Below are 23854 nucleotides of genomic sequence, written 5' to 3'. Positions count from 1 at the left end.
AGCGCGGCGGAACACGGATCTTGACTCGTCGGGGGCTCAAGTCGGGAAACCGCTATCGCTTTTCCCCAACATGACTCAAATCTGCGATATTTCCTGCGATCGTCCGCCCAAACTTAGAAGCATGTCGAACGGTAAGTTCAATGGTGCAAGCGCAACCGGAGACCGACTATTGCTGATGATGGCCATTTGAACCGCGATTGGCGCGCACGGGGCCTGAGAGGCTAGCTCTCCAAAATTGCGACCGCTCGCGTCCATCCTGCAGAGGCTCGCTCAATTTTCACGGGGAAGCATGACACCTTGAAGCCGGTCGACGGCAGCAATTCGAGATTGTGCAGCTTCTCGAGATGGCAATAGCCGATATGGCGGCCGGCCTTGTGACCTTCCCAGATCAGCCTGGCGTCCCTGGTTTCGGCGTATTTCTTCGCGGTATGAACGAACGGCGCGTCCCAGCTCCAGCCGTCGATACCGGTCAGGCGCACACCGCGCTCGAGCAGGTACATGGTTGCTTCATAGCCCATCCCGCAGCCCGACGTGACGTAGTCCTGCCGGCCATATTTGGCACCGGCGCTGGTGTTGACCACGACGATCTCCAACGGCTTCAGCTCATGGCCGATGCGCTTGAGCTCGGCCTCGACGTCTTTGGCCGTTGCGACATAGCCGTCGGGCAGGTGCCGGAAGTCGAGCTTCACGCCGGGCTGGAAGCACCATTCCAGCGGCACTTCGTCGATGGTCCAGGAACGCTCGCCGCGATTCATGGTCGGGTGAAAATGCCAGGGTGCGTCGAGATGCGTGCCGTTGTGGGTCGAGAGACTGACCTGTTCCACCGCCCAACCCTGCCCGTCGGGCAGATCCTCGGCCTTCAACCCGTCGAAGAACTGCAGCATGCGCGGCAGGCCCTGCTGGTGGTCGATATACTGGATCGTCGGATGATTGCCGGGCGGGTCGGCCGGCACGTCGTTCTGGAGGGGGACGGAAATGTCGATCAGCTTGGTCGTCATGGCGCTTCCTCGTTGATTGTTCTCGTTGGGGCCGTCAGGCGTCCCTTCAGACTTCTTGCCGCTCGACGCGGTTCTTCAAAATACCGATCTTCTCGACCGCGAGCTCGATCGTATCGCCATGCCCGAGAAACCAGCCGAGCTCGAGGCCGCAGCCATTGCCGACCGTGCCGGAGCCGATGAATTCGCCGGGCATCAGCGTCTCGTCCTGCGTGACATGGGCGATGATCTCCTCGAAGGAAAACAACATGCCCTCGCTCACGCCTTTCGAGCGGGTTTCGCCGTTGACGCGCGCTTCCATCTTCAAATGATAGGGATCACCGATCTCGTCCGGTGTCACGATCCAAGGACCCATCACGTTGCCGCCGTCGAAGCTCTTGCCCTTGGCCGGGCCGAGCCGTCCCTCCATCTCGATGCGCTGTGCGTCACGCGCGGAGAAATCGTTGAAGATCGTGTAGCCGAAGATGTGATCCTTCGCGTTCGCGGCGGAGACGTTCGCACCCTTGTTCTTGGTGATGATTCCGAATTCGAGCTCGTAGTCCATGACCTTGCTGTAGCGCGGCCATTTCACGGTGGTGTTGGTGCCGCGGACGCTGAAGCGGTTGGTGATGTAGAAGATCGGCTGCTTGCGATAGACCTCGGGCAGCTCGCCGAGCGGCTCGGCGTCGATGCGGGCCAGTTCGGCCATGTCGCCCCTGGCGCGGGCGGCGAGCTTCCGCTGCCCGCGTGGCGCTTGCAGGATGTGCAGGGGAAACGACATGCCGTCGCGCATCTGCCGCGGCTCCGGCAGCGGCGCGAGGATGTCGACGGCACTGACTGCCGCCGACAGCGTCGCGTCCGGGCCGTGCTTGTCGAGCAGGGCCCTGGCCCGATCGAGCGCGCGGGGCCCGGCGTCGATCAGCGCCAGCATCGAGCCGAAGGCCGGATCGGCCTGGCCGTCCCGCGCGGCGGCGGCGGCGAAGTCGAACAGCTGGCTGTCATTGTCGTGGACGGCTCCGATCTTCTCCTGACCGGCAGATCTGAATGTTGCGAGCTTCATCTTGGGTACCCCTTGCTATCGTTTGAAATATATGATCAGATAAAATATCGATAAACAAGCCTGAAAAATACAAATTGGGGAGAGCGCGGTGAGGCGAACGCAGATCAAGGCGATGTTGGGTCTCGCGCTTGGAGTTGCAGGGTCCGTTGCCTGGACGGCACCCGCGCTGGCGCAGGCCAAGATCCAGATCGGCTGCACTGCGACCTCCGACTGCGCCTCGGCCATGGTGGCTGTCGACGAAGGCATTTTCAAAAAGCACGGGCTGGATGTCGAGATGACGCCGATTGCGATCAACTCCAACATCCCGGCGGCAATCCTGTCGAACTCGATTCAGGTCGGCGGCCCCACCTCCACCGTCTTCCTCCAGGCCGTCGACGGCGGCCTCGACCTTGTCGCGATCGCCGGCGCCTCGGTCATGAACCCGACCTCGAACACCGCGATCGCCGCCTTCGTCCGCAACGGCATCACCATCAAGGAGCCGAAGGATTTCATCGGCAAGAAGGTCGGCGCGCCCGGCCTCAACGCCTTTCTCCACGTGCTGTTCGTGAAATGGCTCGTGGAGAAAGGCGTCCCGCCCAGAAGCGTCAATTTCGTCGAAGTCACCTTCCCGACCATGGCTGACATCATCAAGTCAGGCGGCGTCGATGCGGTGCTCACTGCCGAGCCGTTCGTCACGCGCATGACCAATGCGGGGATCGGCTCGGTCGGCGCGCGGTACGGCGCCGAGCTCGGCCGCACCGACCCGATCATTTTCTATGCCGCGGGGCGCGACTGGGCCGAGAAGAATGTGGCGACGGTGAAGAAGTTCCGCGAAGCCATCGCGGAGGCCGCCGCAATCGTCAATAGCGATCGCGAGAAGGCCTCCGCCTCGATCGCCAAGTTCACCAAGCAGCCACTCGAGCTCGTCAAGGCGACACCGCCGAACCAGTCCGAGCCGAATCTCAAGCCGGAAAACCTCGCCTGGTGGATCGATGTGATGTCGTCGCAGAAGATGCTGCAGTCGAAACTCGACACCGCCAAACTGGTGCTAAACTGAGGACATTGGCAATGCCTGCCCCCGAGCGCACTCTCGAACGTCCTCCGGCTGAGGCCGGCACTTTGAGCGAGCGCGCCGCAAACCTCATCGAGCAGGACATTCTTTCCGGGGATCTCGCACCGGGATCGCGGCTCGGCATCGTCGATCTCGTGCAGCGCTACGAGATCGGCGCCACCCCCCTGCGCGAAGGCCTGTCCCGGCTGATGTCGCGCGGCCTGATCGTCGGCATCGGCCAGCGTGGTTTTCGTGTCGCCGAGGTCAGCCATGACGATCTCGCCGACATCACCTGCATGCGGACGGCGGTCGAAATTGAGGCGGTCAGGCTCGCCATCCTCCGCGGCGACGTCGCCTGGGAGGCCGGCATCGTCAGCGCGCTGCATCAGATGCGCCGGCATATCGAGCGCACCGGCAATGAATTCCGCGAGGGTGCGGCCGATTTCGATCGGCTGCACAAGGGCTTTCACACCGCGCTGCTCGCGGCCTGCGGCTCGCGGCGCATGCTGACCGCCCATTCCGACCTCTACGATCAGGCCTATCGCTACCGCCGCATGATGATGCGCGCCATCGACAGCGGCGAGGAATTCATACGGAGCCACCAGATGCTCGCCGACCGCGTGCTCGCCCGCGATCTTGCCGCCGCGCAAGCGATGCTGGCCGCGCATCTGCACTCGACCATCAATTTCGTGTATCCGGCGACAAGCGGGGAGCAATTATGAGTGTCGTTGCCAGACTCGACGAGGCGCGCGCGGCGCGACGGCAAAAGGCGCTGATCGCGTTCAGCACCGCGACACTGCAGCTCGGCGGCAAGACCATCATCGAGAATCTTGATCTGGAGGTGCGGCCGGGCGAATTCCTCTGCATTGTCGGCGCCTCCGGCTGCGGCAAGACCACAGCGCTGCGGCTCGCCGCGGGCCTCTACAGCCCTACGAGCGGCGTCGTGACCTTCGACGGCGAGCCGATCACCGGGCCGCGCCGCGAGGTCGCGATCGTATTCCAGGATTACGGCAAGGCGCTGCTGCCGTGGCGGACCGCGGCCGGCAACATCTCGTTGGCGCTCGAAGCCTCCGGTGTTCCGGCACGCGAGCGCAGCTCGCGCATCGCGGCGCTGCTGCGCAAGATCGGCTTGTCCGATCACGCTGACAAATATCCGACCGAAATGTCGGGCGGCATGCAGCAGCGCCTGCAGATCGCGCGCTGCCTTGCGCAGGAGCCGACGACGCTGCTGATGGACGAACCGTTCGGCGCGCTGGATGCGATGACGCGCCAGGGGCTGCAGGACGAGGTCCTGTCGCTGACGCAAATGAGCCAAACGACCGTGATCTTCGTAACCCACGATCTCGAGGAGGCGATCTACCTCGGCGACCGCGTCGTCGGCCTCCTGCCGCATCCGGGCCGGATCGGCATCGAGCTCGACGTCGACCTGCCGCGCCCTCGCGACCAGTTGGCCACTCGCGAGCATCCGGAATTCCTGCGGCTGCGCCGGCAATTGTTCGACTTCATCAAGGCGACCGAACATTGAGTCTCGACCGCGCCAGGCCCTTGCTGTTGCCGCTGACGCTGATGCTTGCGTTCGAGCTCTGGGCGCGCCTCACCCACCTGCAGAGCGACAGCCTCGCCCCGCCCAGCGCGATCCTCGCGGCGCTGGCCGCGGCGCTTACCGATCTCTCGATTCCGACCGCGACCCGCGACACACTGTTCGCCGCCTTTTCCGGACTGGCGATCGGCAGTGCCATCGGGCTTTCACTCGGCATTGCCTTCGGAATGTCGCGGCCGCTTGACCGGTTGATGGAGGTAACGGTCGAGGCGATCCGCCCAATTCCCTCGATCGCGCTGCTGCCGATCACGCTGATTGCGCTCGGCTTCGGCTACCGGATGGAGATCGTGATCGTGGCGTTCGCCTGCATCTGGCCGATGCTGATCATGACGCGCAGCGCCGTGCGTGGCATCGAGCCGCGATTGATGGAAGTGTCACGGGCTTTGCGGCTGAGCGCGGCGCAACGGATCGCGAAGATCGTGATCCCGGCCGCGCTGCCGCGGATCTTCATCGCCTTTCGTCTGTCGGCCGGTATCGCCCTGATCGTCGCTGTCACGGTCGAGATCGCCATCAATCCGATCGGCCTGGGCGCCGGCATCATGCTGGCGCAGCAGGCGCTACGCGCCGACCTGATGCTCGCCTATCTGCTCTGGATCGGCGTGATCGGCTACGCGCTGAACCTCCTTTTGATTGCGGCCCAGCGCCGGCTGTTCGGCCGTGCCGCGCTCACCGGAGACAATCCATGAGCCGCGCTGCGATCCTCTGGCGTTTCGCAAGCATCCTCGTCGCGGCCGGTTTCATCGCGGCGTGGCAGCTCGTCGCCGATCTGCGGCTGGTCTCACCGGTGTTCCTGCCCGGTCCGGACCGAGCCTGGGCTGCCCTGGCGCGCGGCTTTTCGAGCGGCGATCTCGCAAGCAAGCTCATCGGCACGCTCGAACACATGGCCTATGGCTGGCTCGCCGCTTCGATCGCCGGCATTGCGCTCGGCGCGCTGATCGGATCGTCAAGGATGATGCGCGCCTATGTGGCGCCGTCCCTGGAATTTTTGCGGCCCCTGCCGGTCTCCGCGATCATCCCGGTCGCGATCGCGATGCTCGGGCTGACGCAAGGCATGGCGCTGTTCGTCATCGCCTTCGGCGCGATCTGGCCGATCATGCTCGCAACCATCCACGGCTTTGCCGTGGTCGAGCCGCGGCTCTACGAGGTCGCCCGCTCGCTGCAGATGTCGCGCGGCGCCGTCATCGGCAAGATCGCCCTGCCCTCGGCATTGCCCGACATCCTTGCGGGCATGCGGCTCAGCCTGACGGTCGCGCTGATCCTTTCGGTGGTCTGCGAGATCCTGGCCGGACTCGACGGCCTTGGCCAGTGGGTCTTGCTCTCGGCACGTGCGTTCCGATCCGCCGACCTGTTCGCCGGCGTCATTCTGCTCGGTGCGACCGGATATTTGACCTCAATTGCGGTGTCGCTCGTCGAGCAGCGAATGCTCGCTTGGCAGAGTACAGCCCGATAGCGTGGCGATCCATCGCCAGACAAGAATGGCCCGCGCGATGCGGGCCATTCCAACAATTGAGCCGCGAGGGCTGCATTGAACTTTCGATGGATTTTCTCTTGGGTGGGAACGACGAGGCTTAGTTTCGCGGGAGCGGAGTCGATAAGTCATTGTTTGTGATCAAAACCAAGCCGCGAGCTGAGATCAGACGCCCCACCGCAGAGCTGCCGTCTGCACCGGGGCATCCCATAATTTCGTCGACTTGCTATCGAGCACAGATACGGTGATCGAGACACCAGCCATGTCGAGGGATGTGACGTAGGAACCGGTCAGGTAGCGCGCCACTGCCACCCCCGCGCTGTCCAGAATCCGCTTTGCGGCATTGACCATCAGATAGAGTTCGATCAGAGGCGTCGCGCCAAACCCGTTGACGAGAAGCAGCACTTCACTCCCCTTGCCGGGCGCAAGATCGTTCAGGATCGCATCGAGCAGCTCGGCGGCAATCGCATCGGCGGACGCCAGCGTCACCCTGCGCCGGCCGGGCTCACCATGAATGCCGACGCCCATTTCCATTTCATTGTCGGCCAATGCGAAGTTTGGCCGCCCTACGGCCGGCACGGTGCATGGCAACAGCGCCACCCCCATCGAGCGCGTGCGCCGGTTGACCTCTTCGCCGAGCGCCGTGAGAGCGGCAAGCGGCATTCCGGTCTCGGCCGCAGCGCCGACCATTTTTTCCACGATCAATGTCCCCGCGACGCCGCGACGACCGGTCGTATAGGTCGATTTCTCCACAGCCACGTCGTCGTTAGTCACCACGCTCGCAACTTCCCGCGCGGCCATCTCGGCTGCCATGGTGAAATTCATCACGTCACCTTCGTAGTTCTTGACGATGAAGAGCACGCCTGCGCCCGTGTCGACGGCCTCCGCGGCCTCGATCATCTGGTCTGGCGTCGGCGAGGTGAAGACTTGACCGGGGCAAGCGGCATCGAGCATGCCGAGGCCGACAAAGCCCGCATGCAGCGGCTCATGTCCCGCGCCGCCACCCGAAATCAGCGCGACCTTGCCTGGCTTCAACGTGCGGCGCCGGACGAATTTGCGCTCGGCACCAAGAAGCAGGATACCCGCATGAGCTGCCGCGAAACCGTCCAGACTTTCTTCGAGTATCGTATCGGTGCTGTTGATCAGCTTTTTCATGAACGTCCTCCCATCTCGTCTAAAGTTCAAATCAATGGCTCAACCCACACTTTCGGCATAGCGCGCGAGTTGCGCGGCGAAATCCACAATCAGCTGTTCGAGCGCACGGTTCTTCTTGTCGTCGCCGAGGTCGGGTACGGTCACCGAGACAATGCGGGTGCGCGCCTCGCGATGGGGTGCGCGCAGCCGGCCGGGATGCGCGCGTCCATAGGCTTTGAGGAACGCCGCACGCTCAGTGCCGGACAGATGGCAGACTTCGAAGATGATCGCGACATGCTTCGCCGGAATAGGAACCAGATAGGCCGGATTGGTGATCTGGGTCACGAAGGAGCGATTCTTGCCCAACGCCGCCGCCAGCTTCAGCCGCGTCCCCGAGGGCCTATTGTCGAGCACCCGTCGCAGGATGGCCTTGTAATCCGCCACATTGCTGTCACCAGGCGCGCGGGTATCCTCGCCTGCTTCATCCGTCATGAACGCACCTTTGCGATTGCGGCCTTGAGCCGCGCGACGGCAATCGGCGACACCGAGAGAATTGTCAACCCGGTGGCAATCAGCGCCGCGGTCAGGCGCGTATCGGCCGCGGCGTCACCACAGAGTGAGACCTCCACGCCACGCTTTCGTCCGGCCTCGACAGTCCGAGAGATCAGCGCCAGCACCGCCGGATTGCCGGTATCGTTGAGGTCCGCGACGGCACCGACGTCGCGCGCCGCCGCCATCGTGTACTGGGTCAGGTCGTTCGAGCCGATGGAATAGAACGCCGCGCCGAAATCCTCGGCGCGGAGCGCCGCCGCCGGGACCTCGACCATGATGCCGAGCGGCGGGCGGGCGCAGGCGATCCCTTCGGCCCTGAGCGCCGTGAACTCTGCATCCAGCAGGGCATTCGCACGGTCGAGCTCCGAAGGAACCGCGATCATCGGCAGCATCACCTTCAGCGCCCCGTGCACAGCCGCGCGGCACAGTGCCCGCAGTTGCACCCGAAACACTTCCGGCCGCGCGAGCGAGAGACGGATGCCGCGCAGACCGAGGAACGGATTGCGCTCGTTATCGATCGTCAAGCCGGCGATTGGCTTGTCGCCGCCCGCATCGAGGGTGCGGATTGTCACCGGCCTTCCCTCGGCCCACTCGAGAATGCGCCGATAGACTGCATATTGCGCATCCTCATCCGGCAGGCCTTGGGCCGCCTCGAACAGAAATTCCGTACGCACGAGGCCGATGCCGTCGCAGATTGCAGGATCGAGGCCGGCGAGGTCCTCGGGCGCGGCGATATTGAGAAGGACCGCGATCCGCCGGCCGTCGGCCGTGCGTGCGGACTCAAGGCAGGCGGCATCGGCGGCGGCTTGGGCGGCATTCGCAACCGCCATGCGCTGTTCGAACAGGCGGCGCGTTTCCGGCTCGGGATCAAAGATCACGGTGCCGGCATCGCCGTCGACGAGCGCCAGCGCAGGTGGCTGTCCGTTCCACGACAGTGGGCCGAGCCCAACGACCATGGGCGCCCCGCGCGCCCGCGCCAACATGGCAACATGCGAGGAAGGTGAGCCCGCAGCCAGCGCGATGGCGCCGCCGTGCGACCAGTCGGCAGCAAGAAAAGCGGAAGGGGTGATGTCGTCAGCCGCCACGATCGAGCCGCTGGTAATCCTGGCGACCGTGTCCACGCCGCTCAGATGCGCAAGCACGCGGTCGCGGATGTCGACGATATCGGCCGCACGGGCACGGAAATATTCATCTTCAGCAGCGCGATAGCCAGCTATCTCCACGTCGAGTGCCAAGCGCCAGGCGTGGTCGGCAGTGATCCCGTCCGAGATGACCCCATATGCCGGCTCCGCCAGCGCATCATCCTCAAGCATGGCGACCTGGAATTCCAGAATGTCGGCTACATCGCCCCGGATCGTCTTGATCTGGTTGGCGATCTCCGCCCTCGCGCCCTCAATCGCCGCCCGCAGTGCCGCCGCCTCTTGCGCGGGATCGTCGCTCGCTGTCCGCCTGGCCACAGCCGCAGTCAGCATGGTGACCGGTCCGATCGCGAGACCCGGCGAGGCAGCACGGCCGGTGAGATGGATCTCTGCCACTGCGATCAGGCCTCACCGAAACCGTCATGCACAAGCGCCAGTACAGCAGCAAGTGCTGCCTTGCCATCGGAACCGGTAACGCGGAAATGCAGTGTTGCGCCCTGCGGCGCCTTCACACGCATGACCTTTACCGGGCTCTTGGCGTCCGTCCAGGGCCCGTCCGCCGAGAGGGCGAGCTCTATCTTCGCGGTAAAACCCTTTGCGCACTGCGTGAGCTTGACCGACGGTCGCGCATGAAGTCCGACTTTGTTGACGAGAACCGCCGAGGCTGTCAGCGGCACCGCCGTTTCGCCCGGCCGGCTGGCGTGAGCATCATGCATAGAATTCCTCCGCGCTACGCTTGACAGCGGCAAGCGGCGAGCCACCCGAAGACTCGGTTGCCGCAATCACAGCTCCCTCGACCACCGGAGCATTGCAGACGACGACGCGCGCGCGTCGATCTTCAGGCAGCATTTCCACCGCCATCTCGGAATTTGTCTCCGCCCCGCCGAGATCAACCAGCACCGCCACGCCTGCGGGCGACCACGCCGCTTCAATCGCGTCGAGGATCCCGGCAACATTGGTGCCGAGCCCTCCATCGATGTCGCCGCCTGTCCAGGCGAGCGGCACGGCGCTGCCTACCATCTGGCGCACCATATCCGCCGCGCCTTCCGCGATCTTGCGCGAATGTGAAACGATAACGATCCCGACATTGCAGGAATTTGAACTGTTCATGAACTTGCCTCGAATTCCAGTACCTTGACTGCCGCGCCAATCAAAAGGGACGCCGAACGCGAACCGGGATCCATATGACCGATGGAACGTTCGCCGAGAAAGGACGCACGGCCGCGGATCGCAAGCATGGGCGTGGTGCGATCGGCCGCTCGCGCCGCTTCCGCTGCAATCGCCTCGGCATCGCCACCGCCCGCCAACACGACCTGCACCGGCACCAGGACATCCAGCAACGTTTTCTGCCCCGCCTCAGAACGCCCGCGCGCCTTGACGGCGTCGATCGCCTTCTCGGTCGCTGCGACGAGATCAGCGCGGCTCGGCTGCTCCGGAAGTGCCTTGCCCAGCTCCATGAAGAAAGTTCCGACCAGCGGCCCCGAAGCACCGCCGACCTTCATGACTAAAGTCGTTCCGATCGCCTTCAGCATGTCCGGGAGCGCCTTGTCGGCAAGGCCCGGCAACGCCGCCAGCACTGCCTCGAAACCACGCTTCATATTCAGTCCGTGATCCCCATCGCCAATCGCCTGGTCGAGGCTCGTCAATTCGTCGGCGTGCTCGATCATCGACCCCGCCAGCGCTCGCACCAGTCTTTCCCTGGCTACCCGATCAAGGCTCATGCCGCTACCCTCCAGCCCATCGCATCGAAGAACAGAGGTTTGTTCAGACAGAGCGACACCACATCACCGGCGCCGAAGCCCGCCTCGGGATCCGCCAGCGTCACCACCGGCCGGCCGGCGAGGTCGAGATGGAGATGGCTCTGATCGCCGAGATGTTCAACCCGTTTGACGGTCGCCGACACATCGCCACCGCCGCGCGCAATCGTCAGGTGCTCGGTCCGCGCACCGATCGTCTCGGCGCCATCAGGCGCGCCGCCGAACAGGGCCGCCGGCAGCAGATTGATCGTCGGCTGGCCCAACCTTGCCGCGACATGCGCGTTGATCGGGTTCTCGTAGATTTCGCGCGGCGAGCCGACCTGCATCAGCCGCCCGCCTTCGATTACACCGATGCGCGACGCCATGGTCATCGCCTCGGTCTGATCATGGGTGACATAGAGGATCGTGGCGCCGAGATCGACCTGGATCCGCTTGAGCTCGAGCCGCAGTTCGCCGCGCAGCTTCGCGTCCAGCGAGGAGAGCGGCTCGTCCATCAGGTAGATCGAGGGCGAACGGACCAGAGCCCGCCCGATCGCGACGCGCTGCATCTGCCCGCCCGACAGCTGCGTCGCCTTGTTGTCCAGCTTGGTCTCGATATGAAGAAGACGTGCGACCTCCTGCACCTTCGCGCGAATATCGGCTTCCGGCACGCGCCGGGTCGGCGCGCGCAACGCGAAGGCCATGTTCTCGAACACCGTCAGGTGCGGATACAGCGAATATTGCTGGAAGACAAAGGCGACGTCACGGTCCGCCGGTGCATCGCAGGTCACGTCGCGCCCGTCGATGCGGATCGAACCGCTGTCCGGCTGCTCCAATCCCGCGATCAAGCGCAAAGCCGTGCTCTTGCCGGCACCAGTCGGCCCAAGCAACGCGACGAACTCGCCATCGCCAATTGTCAGCGACAGATCGTTCACAGCTTGCGTCTTGCCGAAGGCCTTGGAAATGGCGTTGATCTCGACCTCAGCCATGCGCGCCTCCCTCATGCAACGCGGTACGAATGGCCCGGCCCGACACCTTGTCGAAGACTGACAGCGTATCGGGCCGGAAATCGAGCCCGACAGTCTCGCCCGTCCGGAAGGATCTGCTGCTGGGTGAGCGGGCCTTCAGTGCGCCGTAGTGCGTCGTCACGGTCACGATCTGCGTCGTGCCGAGATATTCCGTGCCATAGACCACCCCGCGGACCATGCCGCGATCGGTGAAGCGCACATGCTCGGGCCGCACCCCCAGCACGAACTCGCTTTCCGCCATCGCCTCGCGCAAGGGAGGAATTGCAACGTCGCGCTCACCGAGCCGGATCGCCTCCGCGCCCGTCTGCAGGTGACCACGGAACGGCAGAAGGTTCATCGGCGGCGAGCCGATGAAATCCGCGACGAAGAGCGAAGCAGGCCGGTCGTAGATGTCGCGCGGGCTCGCAACCTGCTCGACGACGCCATTGTTCATTACCGCGATCCTGTCGGCCATCGCCATGGCCTCGAGCTGGTCATGCGTGACATAGACGGTGGTTGCTCCCAGGCGGTCATGCAGGGCGCGTAGTTCATGAATCATGGCCTCGCGCATCTCGGTATCGAGCGCGCCGAGCGGTTCGTCCATCAGAAAACACTTCGGCTTGCGCACGATCGCTCGCCCCAGCGCGACGCGCTGACGGTCGCCGCCGGAAAGGCCCGACACCGATCGGTCGAGCAGATGGGAGATCCGCAGGATGCGCGCGGCCTCTACGACCCGCCGATCGCGCTCGGCCGCACTGATCCCTTCGCATTTCAGGGGAAAGCCGATGTTGCGCCGGACATCCATGTGCGGATAGAGCGCGAAGAGTTGGAACACGAAGGCGATGTCGCGCGCCGATGCGCGGTTCATCGTCACGTCCTCGCCATCGAGCCGGATGGTGCCGGATGTCGGCAGCTCCAGGCCCGCAATCATGCGGAGCGTCGTGGTCTTGCCGCAGCCGGACGGCCCAAGCAGGCAGAGGAACTGGCCGTCCTCGACCGTGAAGCTGGCGGACTTGACCGCATGGAACGTCCCGAAGGACTTGTCGAGTGCCTCGACCCTGATCTGTGCCATCGCGCCCTACTCCCGAACCTTCGACACGATGGTGAGCATCACCGTGCCGAACAGGGTCGTCGCAAACGACCAGGAATACAGCGTCAGGGAGAATGGCTGCATCAGCATCACGACGCCGGCGGCGATGATCGCGGTCGCGGCGGCTTCGAGCGGACCACGGCGCAGAACGCGATCGGCAACACCGCGACGCGCGACGGATCGGGTGGCATCGATACTCATTTGCGGACGGCTCCAAAGGTGATGCCCCGCAGCAGATGCTTGCGCAGCAGCACCGTGAACACCACGATCGGCACCAGGAACAGCGTCGTGCCCGCCGCCACCGCGGGCCAGTCCTGTCCGCCCTCGCCGATAATGATCGGAATGAAGGGCGGCGCGGTCTGCGCATTGCCCGAGGTGAGAAGCACCGCGAAGGCGTATTCGTTCCAGGCGAAGATCAGGCAGAAGATCGCCGTCGCCGCAATTCCCGTCGTGGCCTGCGGCAGCACCACCTTCACGAAGGCCTGAAAGCGGGTGTATCCGTCGATCATGGCCGCCTCCTCGTACTCGCGCGGGATTTCGTCGATGAAGCCCTTGAGCAGCCAGACCGCAAGCGAGACGTTGACCGAGGTGTACAGCAGGATCATGCCGAGCCTGGTGTCGGACAATCCGATGCTGCGGTACATCAGATAGATCGGGATCGCGACCGCGATCGGCGGCATCATCCTGGTCGATAGGATGAAGAACATCAGGTCGTCCTTCAGGGGCACGCGGAACCGCGAAAAGCCGTAGGCCGACAAGGTGCCGAGCGCGACGGCGAGCACGGTCGAGCCGAACGCGATGATCAGCGAATTGACGAAGCGCGGCACATAGTTCGAGGGACCGGCGACCACCATGTTACGGCTGCGCGCGAGGCTGTCGCAAAGCCCCTGCGGCGCCCCCAGCGAACGGATGAACTCCGGGGTCTGGCGCGAGCGGGTCGTGAAGACGTTACAGAAGCCTTCGAGCGATGGCTTGAACATCATCTTGGGCGGATAGGAGATTGCATCGTCCGGCGACTTGAACGCGGTGAGGATGATCCACACCAGCGGGATCATGGTGATGATGGCATAGAGCACGACGAGCGAGCCGGCAAAACGCCGCGTCGTGGTCGACGGCTCGACGACGGAATGGGCTGTGGTGGCTGAGATCATCGGCTTTTCACCCTGTTCAGCGCCTTCACATAGATGTTGGCGAGGCCGAAGACCGTCACGAACAGGATGATCGCGAAGGCCGAGGAATAGCCGGTGCGCCAGCTCTCGAACGCCGCACGCTTGAGCGTGATCGACGCAACTTCCGTGGTCGACCCCGGCCCACCGCCGGTCAGCAGGTTGACCATGTCGAACATCTTGAAGTTCTCGATACCGCGGAAGAGCACCGCCAGCATGATGAACGGCAGCGCCATTGGCAGCGTGATCGACCAGAACTGCCGCCATTTCGACGCGCGGTCGACCTCCGCCGCTTCATAGATGTAACCAGGGATCGAGCGCAGGCCCGCGAGACAAATCAGCATCACATAGGGCGTCCACATCCAGGCATCGACGATGACGATGGCCCAGGGGCTCAGCGTGACGTCGCCCAGCATCTGGAACGACGAGGCTGCGCGTCCGGTGAAGAAGGCGACGACGTAGTTGAACAATCCGATCTGCGGCTGATAGAGGAACGTCCAGAAATTGCCGACGACGGCAGGTGACAGCATCATCGGCAGCAGGATGATCGTGGTCCACATCCCGTGGCCGCGGAACTTCTTATCGATGAGGTAGGCAAGGCCAAATCCGAGCACAGTCTCGATCACCACCGTCCAGATCACGAAATGCGCCGTCACCTGCATCGCCGCCCAGATATCCGGATCGGTCAGTATCGACTGGTACCAGTCGGTGCCCAGCCATATCGTCGGCGCGTTCGCCCGATTGGCGCGGTAGTTGGTGAACGAGAGATAGATCGTCCACACCAGCGGGAAGATGTTGATCGCCAGCAGCAGCACGATCGTCGGCGTGATAAAGAGCCAGGCGAGCGCCTGGTCCGACAAACCCCGGATACGACGCGCCACGGCTGGCCGGGCCGGGACGGCCCGATAGGTGATCTGGGACGAAGCACTCAAATCGTTCATGGCTTTGGTCGATCCTGGCGCCGGGACCATCAGCTATGCGACAGCTGCCGAGATTGCCGAAGAGTGCCTGGAGCGCGCTCGCGTGCGCCCCAGGCGGTTGCCTTAGAACTTCTTGCCTTCTTCCTTGAAGATGGCCTTCCAGTCCTTCACCAGACCGTCGAGCGCTTCCTGCGCGGTGCCCTTGTCCGCCACCACGTAGTCATGCACGCGCTTCTGTTCGGCCTGCAGGAGTTGCGCATAGGAGGGCTCGGCCCAGAAGTCGACGACCATTCCCATCGACTTCAGAAACTCCCCGGCGAACGGCGCGCTGTTCGGGAAGCTCGGATCGTTCAACACGGATTTGGCGCAGGAATAACCGCCCAGCGCCCACCACTTCTTCTGCACATCCCCGCCGGAGAACCATCTGATGTATTGCAGCGCTTCGCCCTGGTTCTTCGAATAGGAAACAACCGAGATACCCTGTCCGCCGAGCTGCGTCGCCTGTGTCGCGGGGCCCGCGGGATTGCTGAAGAAGCCGATCTTGTCGCCGCCAACGTTCGGATCCTTGTAGAGGCCTGGGAAGAAGGCGAAGAAGTTCATCTGCAGCGCGACCTGGCCTGACTTGAACGCATCAAGTCCTTCGGACATGTAGGAGTTGGAGGCGCCGGGTGGCGTACAGCACTTGTAGAGCTCCTTGTAGGCCTCAAGCCCCTTGACGGCGCCGGGCGCGTTGACGAAGCCGTCCATCGCATAGGGCTTCTTGGGATCCTGATATTGGAAGCCGTAATCGTAGAGATAGTTCGACACGCCCATGGTGATGCCTTCCGAGCCGCGCTCGGTATAGATCGAAGCGCCATAGACCTTCTTGCCGTCGATCTCACGGCCCTGGAAGAATTTCGAGATGTCTCGCAGTTCGTCGAGCGTCTTCGGCGCAGCGAGATCGCGGCCGTACTTGGCCCTGAAGTCGTTCTGGATCTCTGGCCGCGCAAACCAGTCCTTGCGATAGGTCCAGCCAACCGCGTCACCCATGGCGGGCAGCGCCCAATAGTTTGGCGTATTCTTCGGCCACTCCGAATAGCCGACCACGGTGGCCGGCATGTAGTCGTCCATGCTGATTCCTTCCTTCTTGAAGAAATCATTGAGCTTGACGTACTGGCCGTTCTCCGCGGCGCCGCCGATCCACTGAGAATCTCCGATGATGAGATCGCACAACGAGCCGTGCGAGTTAAGCTCGTTCAGGAAGCGATCGGCATAGTTGGTCCACGGCACGAACTCGAACTTCATACCGATGCCGGTCTTAGCGGTGAAGTCCTTCGACAGTTCGACGAGCGCGTTGGCAGGGTCCCAGGCGGCCCAGCACAGCGTGATGGTCTTCGCCTGCGCGTGCGCAGGGGTAGTCCCCACTCCGGCACTGAGCGCGGATGCGAGAACTCCGAAACTAGTAAGAAGCGCCTTTACTGTCTGTTTCATAACGCTTTCCCTCCCAGTGGGGCCGGCCATCGACATGGCGCGACTCTCCAACCCGCTCGAATGCTTCGAGCAGAGCGATACAGTCCTTCACGGGCTGAACGACTAACGGACGTTTCCTCGTGCCTGCCTGGATTCTTAGGGATTCAGCCAAGCTCGATTTGTTTAGTGAACCACGATATACTAAACATTGCAAGCAGACTGTTCGGGCATGGAGTTCAAACACTCATATCGGCGGCCCCACGAGCCCGCGCTCTCTTGTCGGTCAGCGGCAATGACATTTTTGGGACGAGCAGAGAAGATTTCCGCCGCGATAGCGCGACGCCCGTTCAAGACCTTGGACTCTCCCTCCAAGCCATCATGGGCAAGTATGAGCTAGCTCCGGCAACAGATGTCCAATTGAGTGCAATCGGGGACAGTGTACTCTCACAGACGACAAAACAAGGACCGCTCTTTCCTCCTTGCTTCTCGACCCATGATCCTGCCGCAGCTCAAAACCGTGGAGACGCAGCCACCGATACTGGCATTCAGTTCGGCTTGCGATCTAACCGACGGTGCTCCCCTTTCGAGGGCGATCGGCGCCGTCGTCGGTGCGTTCATGCTGCCCTGGATGAAGCCGACCTTCGGACCCGACAGCGCTGAAGCGCTTGTCAACATTCTTCCGATTACGTTGCCAACTTGAGCTCTACGTTGCGTCGACGCCATTGGCCTCGTGCAACGCGCAAAGATTCGTAAGCGACTTAGGTGGTCAGCACCGGCCAAACGATGATCCATCCTTAGAGCCACGAACCGGGCAGCCGCACCAGTTTCGCCTCAGAAACGGCGTGAACGAACCGCAACGAACGCGATCGAGCTCGAACGAAACTGCAGCGAAATCAGCGAACCCGATCGATAGTCTGCCGCTCATAACGGTCTGGTTGCAGGTTCGAGGCCTGCCGGGCCCGCCAGCCTTCGCTCGCTTCGCGAGCTGCGGCTCGGCAAAGCCGGTGCCGCAAAAGGCATGGGATTATAGTGACAGTGCACTCAATGGCTCCGGTCCCTTTTGCGAGTTCGAATGCTCACAGCTAAGTGCACCGTCACGCAATTCCTACAGTTTCGTGTCGTTCCATCAAACCTAGCTCGCCATTCGCTGCCTCAGGTTCTGGTAGAATGCCGTCTCGAAATTCATGAAGCCGATGAACGATGCCGGGTCCCCGAAGGGAAGAATCTGGGTGGCCCAGAACCCACCGACCCCGTTCTGCCGATCAATCCAATAGAACAGATTGGCAAGGCCGGCCCAGCCTAAAGCACCGGCGGGACGCCCGGTAGGGGCTTGCTCATCATTGATCATGAAGCTCAGCGCCCAGGATTTTGACTGGCCGGGGAAGAACTCCGCGTCGTTGCACAGCGACGGGATGACGCCGGTAATCGGCGTCACCTTCTTGTCGCCCAGATGGTTCTTTTCAGCCATGCGCACGGTCTCCGCCTTCAGCACGCGGCCGTGCTCGCCCGCACCGTCGTTTAACCACATCCGGATAAAGCACATGTAGTCGCCGACCGTGCCGTAAAGGCCATGGCCGCCCATATGCACTTCGGGCTTGGCCGGCAGCTCGAAATCCATCGGGGTGAGCGAGCCATCGGCACCTCTCGCAGGGATCCCGGCCAGCCGTCCGCGCATCGCATCGGTCAGCTCGAACGTCATGTCCTTGATGCCGAGTGGTTCAAAGATGCGCGTCTTGAAGACGTCACCAAGCCTTCGGCCGGTGATGGCCTCGACGATCTGGCCGCACCAATCGAGATTGGTGCCATAATCCCACCGCTCGCCCGGATCGAACAGCAGCGGGGTCATCAGGCAGGCCTTGGTCGCCGTGATCACGCTCGGCTGATCCTTTTCCTGCGCCAGCCGATTGTAGGTGTGATTGATGAAATCATAGCTCAGGCCGGCGGTGTGCGTCATCAGCATGCGCGTGGTGATGTCGCGCTTCGGAGCGCGCAGGATCGGCTCGCCCTTGCCATCGAATCCTTCGATCACCTGGAGCTTGCCGATATCGGGCGCGTATCGCTTGGCCGGCTCATCGAGATCGAGCTTGCCTTCCTCGACAAGCTGCAGGACGGCCGTGGCGGTGATCGCCTTGGTCGTGGAGAAGATCGCGAAGATGCTGTCGGTCGTCATATCGGCCGCCTGGTCGAGACGACGCCTGCCGGCTGCACCTACGTAGACGTTACGATGGCGGTTCGTCACCATCGCGACGACGCCGGTTACGCGTGGCGTCGATGTAACGACACCGTCGAGAACGGTATCTGCCACCGCATCAAAGTTCATGGTCATGATTGTTCTCCAGCCTGAATTGGATTGATTGGGTCGACACGTCCCTTGGCAGCCCTCAATGCATGTCGAAACCCGGATAGCCGCTCGCCGCGACTTCATCGCATTTCTGGCGATAGGCGCCGACGCCGCCGCAATAGGACAGCACCCGGCGCGGCTTGCCTTCGACGTTCGAGCCCAGGTACCAGGAATTAGTCTTCGCGATCAGCGTCGCGTTGGCGATCTCATCGTGATGCGCCACCCATCCGTCTTCCGCATCCTTCGTCGGCTCGACGACCTTCAGATTCTTGCCGCGCATATGCCTGATGCAATCATCGATCCATTCGACCTGCTGTTGCAGGCACGTGGTCATGTTGCAGAGCGCCGCTGAAGGGGCGAGCGGCACGGCCGTCGTGAAGAGATTCGGATAGCCGTGAACCTGAAGGCCCATTGTGGTGCGGATGTCCCGGCTCCAATCCTCCTTCAGCGAGCGGCCGCCGCGACCTCTGACATCGATGCGCGTCAAGGCTCCGGTTCCGGCGTCGAATCCGGTGGCCAGAATGATGATGTCGAGCTCGTGGATGGCGCCGTCGGCGGTCTGGATACCCGTGGGTGTCACCCGTTCGATTGGATTTTCCTTGACGCTGACGATCTCGACATTCGGGCGATGGAAGGCCTCGAGAAATTTCTGCTCGAGCGGCACCCGGTGTGTCCCGAAGCCATAATCGGCTGGGATCAACGCGTCACACAGCTTTGGATCTTTGAGCCGTTCGCGCATCTTCTCGCGCACGAATTCGGATATCTCGGCGTTGACCTCCGCGTCGAAGAACAGCTCGCCGAACGAGGATATCCACAGCTTCAGCGAGCCGTCATTCCAACAATCCTCGATCACCTCACGGCGCCGCCCTGGCGACAGTTCGGCCCAGGCGTGCTCGAAGTCATACTCGAATCCGGTGAAGGTGTGCGGGAGGCGCTCCGTGAACGACTTGAATTTCGACTTGTAGGCATCGACATCCGCCGCGCCGTATTTGGGATTCTTCATCGGGATAATGTATTGCGGCGTGCGAATGAAGACCTTGAGGTGACCGACCTCGCTGGCGATCGTCTGGATGACCTGGATTCCGGTCGCGCCGTTACCAATGACGCCGACGCGCTTGCCGGCCAGATCGACCGGCTGCTTCGGCCAGCGCGCGGTGTGGAACAACTGCCCCTTGAAGGTCTCCTGCCCCGGAAAGGACACGTGCGGGGCCGAAAGCATGCCGCAGCAGGTGATCAGGAACTGGGTATCGATCACGTCGCCCTTGTCGGTCGTGACCAGCCAGCGCTGGGCGGCTTCGTTGAAATGAGCGCTCTTGACCGTCGTACCGAACTGGATGTCCTTGCGCAGATCGAGGCGATCGGCGATGTAGTTCAGCCAGCGTTCGATTTCGGGTTGGCCAGGGAATTTCTCGCTCCAGCTCCATCCCTTGTAGAGCTCTTCGGAGAACAGGTACTGGTAAATATAGGCTTCGGAGTCGAAGCGCGCGCCAGGATAGCGATTCCAGTACCAGGTGCCGCCGACGCCGGATCCAGCATCGATCACCCTGACATTCAATCCCTGTTCACGCAGGCGATAGAGCTGATAGAGTCCGGCGACGCCGGCTCCAACCACCACGGCGTCGAATTTCGCCGTCACATGCGCGCCGTTGCTTCCGTTGAACTCGGTCACGGGTTCTGCCATTTTCCCCTCCTAGGGTGTAAGAGCGCGTGGCCTCCCCATCCGTGCTGTGACCGAATGATGGTGCATCGCGTCATTGTTGATCCCGACGGCGATCGGATGGGCTTGTTCTGCTTGCGATGCTCGTGCCGTTCTTTCCACTCGGCAAGGGACTGCGGCACGCTACGAGATTGCCTGCGCCTGGGGCTTGAACAAAACCGACAATCCTTTGAACGAGGCCACTGGTGCCGCGGTCTCAAGGAGCTGATCCGGACGCAGTTCGCTTGGCAAAAGCCAAAAGCGGCTTATGCTGCTGCGCAGCTGTTCGGCTCAAGAGAAGAAGAAGCGGTCAACCGCGCCTTAGAGGGAGGGAGTTCGCGCGATGGGCCGGTTGATTACGGTCGACGAGCTGCCACGGTACGCGCCTGGCAAGTTGATGTTGGACAGTTCGGCGGTAGGAAAGGCCGACTTTCGGCTGCGGGTGTTCCGCTATGCGCCATCCGACATCTGGGTCCCCCCGTCCGAGAACTATCTGATCGTCATCTATCGCGAAGGCTCGACTGCGATGAACCGCCGCGTCACCGGCGCGTGGAAGCAAGATCACGTCGGCCGAGGTGTTACGACGCTGCTCACGCGCGCGGAAGCTTCGAATTGGCGATGGAGCCATGATCTCGAAGTCAGCCATTTCTACATTTCACCGACCTTGATGGCAAAGACTGCGGGCGAGGCCTTCGATCGCGACGCGGAGGCGGTCGAACTGCACGACCTCCTCAAGATCGAAGATCCGGTCCTGACCTGGATCGGCGACCAGATGGTGCAAGAGGTTTCCGCCGGAGGACCGGGTGGCCGCCTCTGCTACGATGCGCTGGCTCTTCAGGCCAGCGTGCACATCCTGCGAAGATATGCCTCCGTGCGGTTCAAGATGCCCTGCTCGCAGGGACGCTTCAGACCTGCCCATGCGCGGCTGATCGAAGACTATATCGAACAGAGCATCTCCAGGAACATCACGCTGGAGCAATTGGCCAACATCTGCAACTGCACGCCCGTGCAGTTCGCGCGCAAATTCCATGTGCATTACGGAATGCGTCCCCACGCCTATGTGCTGAGCCGCAAGGTGGAACACGCCTGCCAGCATCTCCGCAAGGACCGCTTGCCGCTGAAGGAGATCGCCCTGCTCAGCGGGTTTTCGGATCAAAGCCACCTCAACCGAGTCTTTCGCCGACACATGAACCTCACGCCTGCGGAATATCGCAAGCAATCGGCATGAGGCAGACCTGAGCGAGAGGGAAATCGCAGCGAAGCAAATACCTGGGCGGCTTTCGCCGATTTCTAACGCCCTATTTCGCACAAAAGCGACCTCATCAAATCAAAATCAACGCGCTCGCTCGTGACGAAAACCCGGAAAAACTCGCGGCCTCCTCGATATTCAGCCGCATAACGGTCTGGTTGCACGTTAGCGCCCGCTGACGGAGCAGCGGAATCTACGGTTGCTGACGATCTGCTACATCACTGGGCATTCATACCGAAGCGCGCAGACCATCGTGAAGCACTACCGCGCCCGCAATGCGGCTCGCGCCGATTCTGGTATCGACAGGCTTGAACTGTAGGTGCGGAAGGAAGTCATGACGAGCTGAACGCAGACCGGCGGGTCTCGTGCTACAGTGGTGGATGGGCTCGGTCCTAATTATCCGACTCCTCGCACGGCGTGCGACCATTAAAAGCGTTGCACGAGACCGGTTTGTTCTGCCTAGGAATTTAAACAAGCCCTTGCGGACCAATATCTTAGGGTGATGGGCGCACCAGGGCTCGAACCTTGGACCCGCTGATTAAGAGACAGCCACAGGGGTAGAACAACCAATAACTTACCGGTCGCACCCTGGGCTTAACCAGCTGAAATTGGGCATTCGTCGCACGATCATGGTGCCTCATTGCACTGTCTACGGTCCGCGTGGTCGGAACGTGCATTCGCGGGGCGAACCTTGGCATCTGTTGGTGCCCTATCTCCTGAAGCTATCCTCAGAACGGCTCACAGCGCGGCTTGGCGTCTTTTCCATTTCGATTGATCGAATCCTCGGGTACCCTATTCTATCCGCGTCGGCAGAACTGCTGAAGTTGATAGATGGCTCCGCGGAGAATGGAGATGGGCCGGCTCGATAAGCAGATGGATCCCTTCCACCCTGCCGCTCATCTGACTACGGAGGATCGCGTCCCCGAGGATCTAGAGCTTGAGCAAGTCGACACGGCGTCGTTAGTTGATCCGGCCCGAGAGGAAGCCGCCTCGTCGCCCGCGCATTTTGGGTCAGGCCGGCCGGCGGCAAGCGTAACGGGCAATACAGACTGGATGGACCGAGCACGCCGCATCTGGCGGAGCCATCTCCAGCGCGAACAACTCCCCCGGACGGCCGGAGGGTCGATGGGAAACTTTGAGCGGTGGTTGATCGCATTGCTGAGCGTCGGCTTTGTCGTGAGCTGCGTTTGCGCGATCATTGTCTTCATGCAGGTCAACTCGCGCAAATTGGAGATCGCAACACTGCAACGTGACATCATCGCGCTCAAGCTACGCGTAGCCAGGCTCGATCAGATCGCAAGCACCAATGAGATACGTGAAAAAGCAAGCAGTGAAACATCCAAGCCGCCGTCGGAGACCCGTCCTGACCAGGCTCCGCTCATCCTATCACGTGAAGAGATTCAGCTTGTCCGAGACTATATCAAGCCTGCACCAGTTGCAGGCTCCGCGACTGAGACGATCAAGGTCGGCGATCCCGTCGCAGGAGAAGGCGTGCCCTTTCCTCTTCAGATCACGGAGAAGGTGCGGAAACTGCTCGGCGCCCGATTTACCGTTCGCAATGGCATCATTGTCATCATCCGCAGCGGCAGCGGTCACGCTGATGCTGTGATTGGGCCAAATTGACGAGAACTGGCCGTGATCGCAGTATCCGGTCGACTACTTATGGCTGGTTGTTTGGTGGTCTTTCAATGAACCGCCGGCTGCCATTGAGAAGCTCGAGGTTATTGGCGATGACCGGATTACCCGGGTCGATCGAATAGGCTTTCTCGAATTTCCGTCGCGCCCCACTCAGATTGCCGCGCAGCATGTACGAGTATCCCTGGTCATTCAGAATCTGAACGGTTTCGCCTCCCAGCCGGATCGCTTGGGCATAGGCCTGATCGGCCAGGTCAAAGCGACGCAACCGATCATAGCTCGCGGCGAGCCCAATCCAGGCCGTTATATCCTTCGGCGATTTCTCGACGGCGTCCTTGAAATAGCGCTGGGAGATCCCGTAACTGCCGCGGTTGAAATGCTCAAGCCCCAGCCGGACCGGTTCGTCCGACGGGTAATATTTGACGTCGGTCGGCTCCTGCACGGGGTCTCCGCCCGGCGGCTCCACAGGGGCCACGATTGCGGCCTCTCTTAGTGTCTGCTCGCACCCAGCAAGGGCTGTTCCCAAGCAACAATAGATCAGCATTAAGATGATGCGCTGCATAACCCTCGTCGCCGCCCGGCTCATCGGACTCATTGAAATATCATTG

At 62.1% G+C, this 23854-nt stretch carries 25 protein-coding genes; 8 read left to right on the top strand and 17 right to left on the bottom strand.

From position 1 onward, the window contains the following. Positions 1–221 precede the first annotated feature (221 nt). Both AC0L30_RS28205 and AC0L30_RS28200 read right to left on the bottom strand, forming a co-directional pair. Entirely contained in the window at positions 222–998 is a 777-nt protein-coding gene (locus tag AC0L30_RS28205; protein WP_007592612.1) for a cyclase family protein, read from the bottom strand. Between the two features lie 46 nt (positions 999–1044). Continuing rightward, the gene (locus AC0L30_RS28200; RefSeq protein WP_473405708.1) at positions 1045–2034 is read right to left on the bottom strand and encodes a fumarylacetoacetate hydrolase family protein; all 990 of its coding nucleotides are present in this window, start codon (positions 2032–2034) and stop codon (positions 1045–1047) included. 88 nt (positions 2035–2122) lie between these two features. Here AC0L30_RS28200 and AC0L30_RS28195 point away from each other — a divergent pair, with 88 nt between their 5' ends. From AC0L30_RS28195 to AC0L30_RS28175, 5 genes are read left to right on the top strand one after another with little or no spacing between them, the layout of a single operon-like run. Next, entirely contained in the window at positions 2123–3070 is a 948-nt protein-coding gene (locus AC0L30_RS28195) for an ABC transporter substrate-binding protein (RefSeq protein ID WP_007592616.1), read from the top strand. 11 nt (positions 3071–3081) lie between these two features. Continuing rightward, entirely contained in the window at positions 3082–3786 is a 705-nt protein-coding gene (locus tag AC0L30_RS28190; RefSeq protein ID WP_473405707.1) for a GntR family transcriptional regulator, read from the top strand. After that, positions 3783–4589, top strand: a complete 807-nt coding sequence (locus AC0L30_RS28185) for an ABC transporter ATP-binding protein (RefSeq protein ID WP_007592620.1) — start codon at positions 3783–3785, stop codon at positions 4587–4589. Before AC0L30_RS28190 ends, AC0L30_RS28185 begins: the two co-directional genes overlap by 4 nt. Next, a complete protein-coding gene (locus AC0L30_RS28180) occupies positions 4586–5350 on the top strand; it encodes an ABC transporter permease (RefSeq protein ID WP_007592622.1) in 765 nt (254 codons plus the stop codon). The genes AC0L30_RS28185 and AC0L30_RS28180 overlap by 4 nt, the downstream gene beginning before the upstream one ends. Further along, on the top strand, positions 5347–6114 hold the full coding sequence (locus AC0L30_RS28175) for an ABC transporter permease (RefSeq protein ID WP_473405706.1): 768 nt from the start codon (positions 5347–5349) through the stop codon (positions 6112–6114). Before AC0L30_RS28180 ends, AC0L30_RS28175 begins: the two co-directional genes overlap by 4 nt. Before the next feature lie 183 nt (positions 6115–6297). Here the strand turns inward: AC0L30_RS28175 and dhaK are convergent, their stop codons facing one another. The 12 genes from dhaK to AC0L30_RS28115 form a co-directional block, all read right to left on the bottom strand. Beyond that, positions 6298–7287 (bottom strand): dihydroxyacetone kinase subunit DhaK, encoded by a 990-nt coding sequence (gene dhaK / locus AC0L30_RS28170; RefSeq protein ID WP_007592624.1) that lies wholly within the window; start codon positions 7285–7287, stop codon positions 6298–6300. A 39-nt stretch (positions 7288–7326) separates the two neighbouring features. Then, positions 7327–7758, bottom strand: a complete 432-nt coding sequence (locus AC0L30_RS28165) for a hypothetical protein (RefSeq protein WP_007592625.1) — start codon at positions 7756–7758, stop codon at positions 7327–7329. Continuing rightward, a complete protein-coding gene (gene ptsP / locus AC0L30_RS28160) occupies positions 7755–9353 on the bottom strand; it encodes a phosphoenolpyruvate--protein phosphotransferase (protein ID WP_473405705.1) in 1599 nt (532 codons plus the stop codon). The genes AC0L30_RS28165 and ptsP overlap by 4 nt, the downstream gene beginning before the upstream one ends. 5 nt (positions 9354–9358) lie before the next feature. Continuing rightward, complete coding sequence (locus AC0L30_RS28155; protein ID WP_007592629.1) at positions 9359–9673, bottom strand: HPr family phosphocarrier protein; 315 nt, start codon at positions 9671–9673, stop codon at positions 9359–9361. Then, positions 9666–10067: a dihydroxyacetone kinase phosphoryl donor subunit DhaM gene (gene dhaM, locus AC0L30_RS28150; protein ID WP_007592631.1), complete on the bottom strand. Its 402-nt coding sequence runs from the start codon at positions 10065–10067 to the stop codon at positions 9666–9668. Before dhaM ends, AC0L30_RS28155 begins: the two co-directional genes overlap by 8 nt. Continuing rightward, positions 10064–10678 carry a dihydroxyacetone kinase subunit DhaL gene (dhaL, locus tag AC0L30_RS28145; RefSeq protein ID WP_007592634.1) on the bottom strand — a complete coding sequence of 205 codons (615 nt, stop codon included), beginning with the start codon at positions 10676–10678 and terminating at the stop codon, positions 10064–10066. The genes dhaM and dhaL overlap by 4 nt, the downstream gene beginning before the upstream one ends. Continuing rightward, positions 10675–11682, bottom strand: a complete 1008-nt coding sequence (locus AC0L30_RS28140) for an ABC transporter ATP-binding protein (protein WP_354127817.1) — start codon at positions 11680–11682, stop codon at positions 10675–10677. The genes dhaL and AC0L30_RS28140 overlap by 4 nt, the downstream gene beginning before the upstream one ends. Next, complete coding sequence (locus AC0L30_RS28135) at positions 11675–12772, bottom strand: ABC transporter ATP-binding protein (RefSeq protein ID WP_354127816.1); 1098 nt, start codon at positions 12770–12772, stop codon at positions 11675–11677. Before AC0L30_RS28135 ends, AC0L30_RS28140 begins: the two co-directional genes overlap by 8 nt. A gap of 6 nt (positions 12773–12778) precedes the next feature. Next, a complete protein-coding gene (locus AC0L30_RS28130) occupies positions 12779–12991 on the bottom strand; it encodes a hypothetical protein (RefSeq protein ID WP_354127815.1) in 213 nt (70 codons plus the stop codon). Next, positions 12988–13941 carry a carbohydrate ABC transporter permease gene (locus AC0L30_RS28125; RefSeq protein WP_473405704.1) on the bottom strand — a complete coding sequence of 318 codons (954 nt, stop codon included), beginning with the start codon at positions 13939–13941 and terminating at the stop codon, positions 12988–12990. Before AC0L30_RS28125 ends, AC0L30_RS28130 begins: the two co-directional genes overlap by 4 nt. Beyond that, positions 13938–14897, bottom strand: a complete 960-nt coding sequence (locus tag AC0L30_RS28120; protein ID WP_354127813.1) for a carbohydrate ABC transporter permease — start codon at positions 14895–14897, stop codon at positions 13938–13940. The genes AC0L30_RS28125 and AC0L30_RS28120 overlap by 4 nt, the downstream gene beginning before the upstream one ends. 102 nt (positions 14898–14999) lie before the next feature. After that, positions 15000–16346 carry an ABC transporter substrate-binding protein gene (locus AC0L30_RS28115; protein WP_354127812.1) on the bottom strand — a complete coding sequence of 449 codons (1347 nt, stop codon included), beginning with the start codon at positions 16344–16346 and terminating at the stop codon, positions 15000–15002. A 472-nt stretch (positions 16347–16818) separates the two neighbouring features. Here AC0L30_RS28115 and AC0L30_RS28110 point away from each other — a divergent pair, with 472 nt between their 5' ends. Further along, positions 16819–17025 (top strand): hypothetical protein, encoded by a 207-nt coding sequence (locus AC0L30_RS28110; RefSeq protein WP_473405703.1) that lies wholly within the window; start codon positions 16819–16821, stop codon positions 17023–17025. 432 nt (positions 17026–17457) lie between these two features. Here AC0L30_RS28110 and acmB read toward each other — a convergent pair whose 3' ends face one another. Continuing rightward, a complete protein-coding gene (gene acmB, locus AC0L30_RS28105; RefSeq protein ID WP_473405702.1) occupies positions 17458–18651 on the bottom strand; it encodes a methyl acetate hydrolase AcmB in 1194 nt (397 codons plus the stop codon). Positions 18652–18706: 55 nt separating this feature from the next. Continuing rightward, on the bottom strand, positions 18707–20347 hold the full coding sequence (locus AC0L30_RS28100) for a flavin-containing monooxygenase (protein WP_354161017.1): 1641 nt from the start codon (positions 20345–20347) through the stop codon (positions 18707–18709). 358 nt (positions 20348–20705) lie between these two features. Here AC0L30_RS28100 and AC0L30_RS28095 point away from each other — a divergent pair, with 358 nt between their 5' ends. Both AC0L30_RS28095 and AC0L30_RS28090 read left to right on the top strand, forming a co-directional pair. Continuing rightward, positions 20706–21590, top strand: a complete 885-nt coding sequence (locus tag AC0L30_RS28095; protein ID WP_473405701.1) for a helix-turn-helix domain-containing protein — start codon at positions 20706–20708, stop codon at positions 21588–21590. Positions 21591–22463: 873 nt separating this feature from the next. Further along, positions 22464–23234, top strand: a complete 771-nt coding sequence (locus tag AC0L30_RS28090) for a hypothetical protein (RefSeq protein WP_473405700.1) — start codon at positions 22464–22466, stop codon at positions 23232–23234. 37 nt (positions 23235–23271) lie between these two features. On the opposite strand, the gene AC0L30_RS28085 is transcribed toward AC0L30_RS28090, so the two are convergent. Next, positions 23272–23808 (bottom strand): tetratricopeptide repeat protein, encoded by a 537-nt coding sequence (locus tag AC0L30_RS28085; protein WP_473405699.1) that lies wholly within the window; start codon positions 23806–23808, stop codon positions 23272–23274. Positions 23809–23854: the final 46 nt, after the last annotated feature.

The organism is Bradyrhizobium sp. MI1.11 (assembly GCF_055811255.1).
Note: the sequence above shows the minus strand (reverse complement) of the source record. Positions and strands in the feature narration are given on the sequence as shown.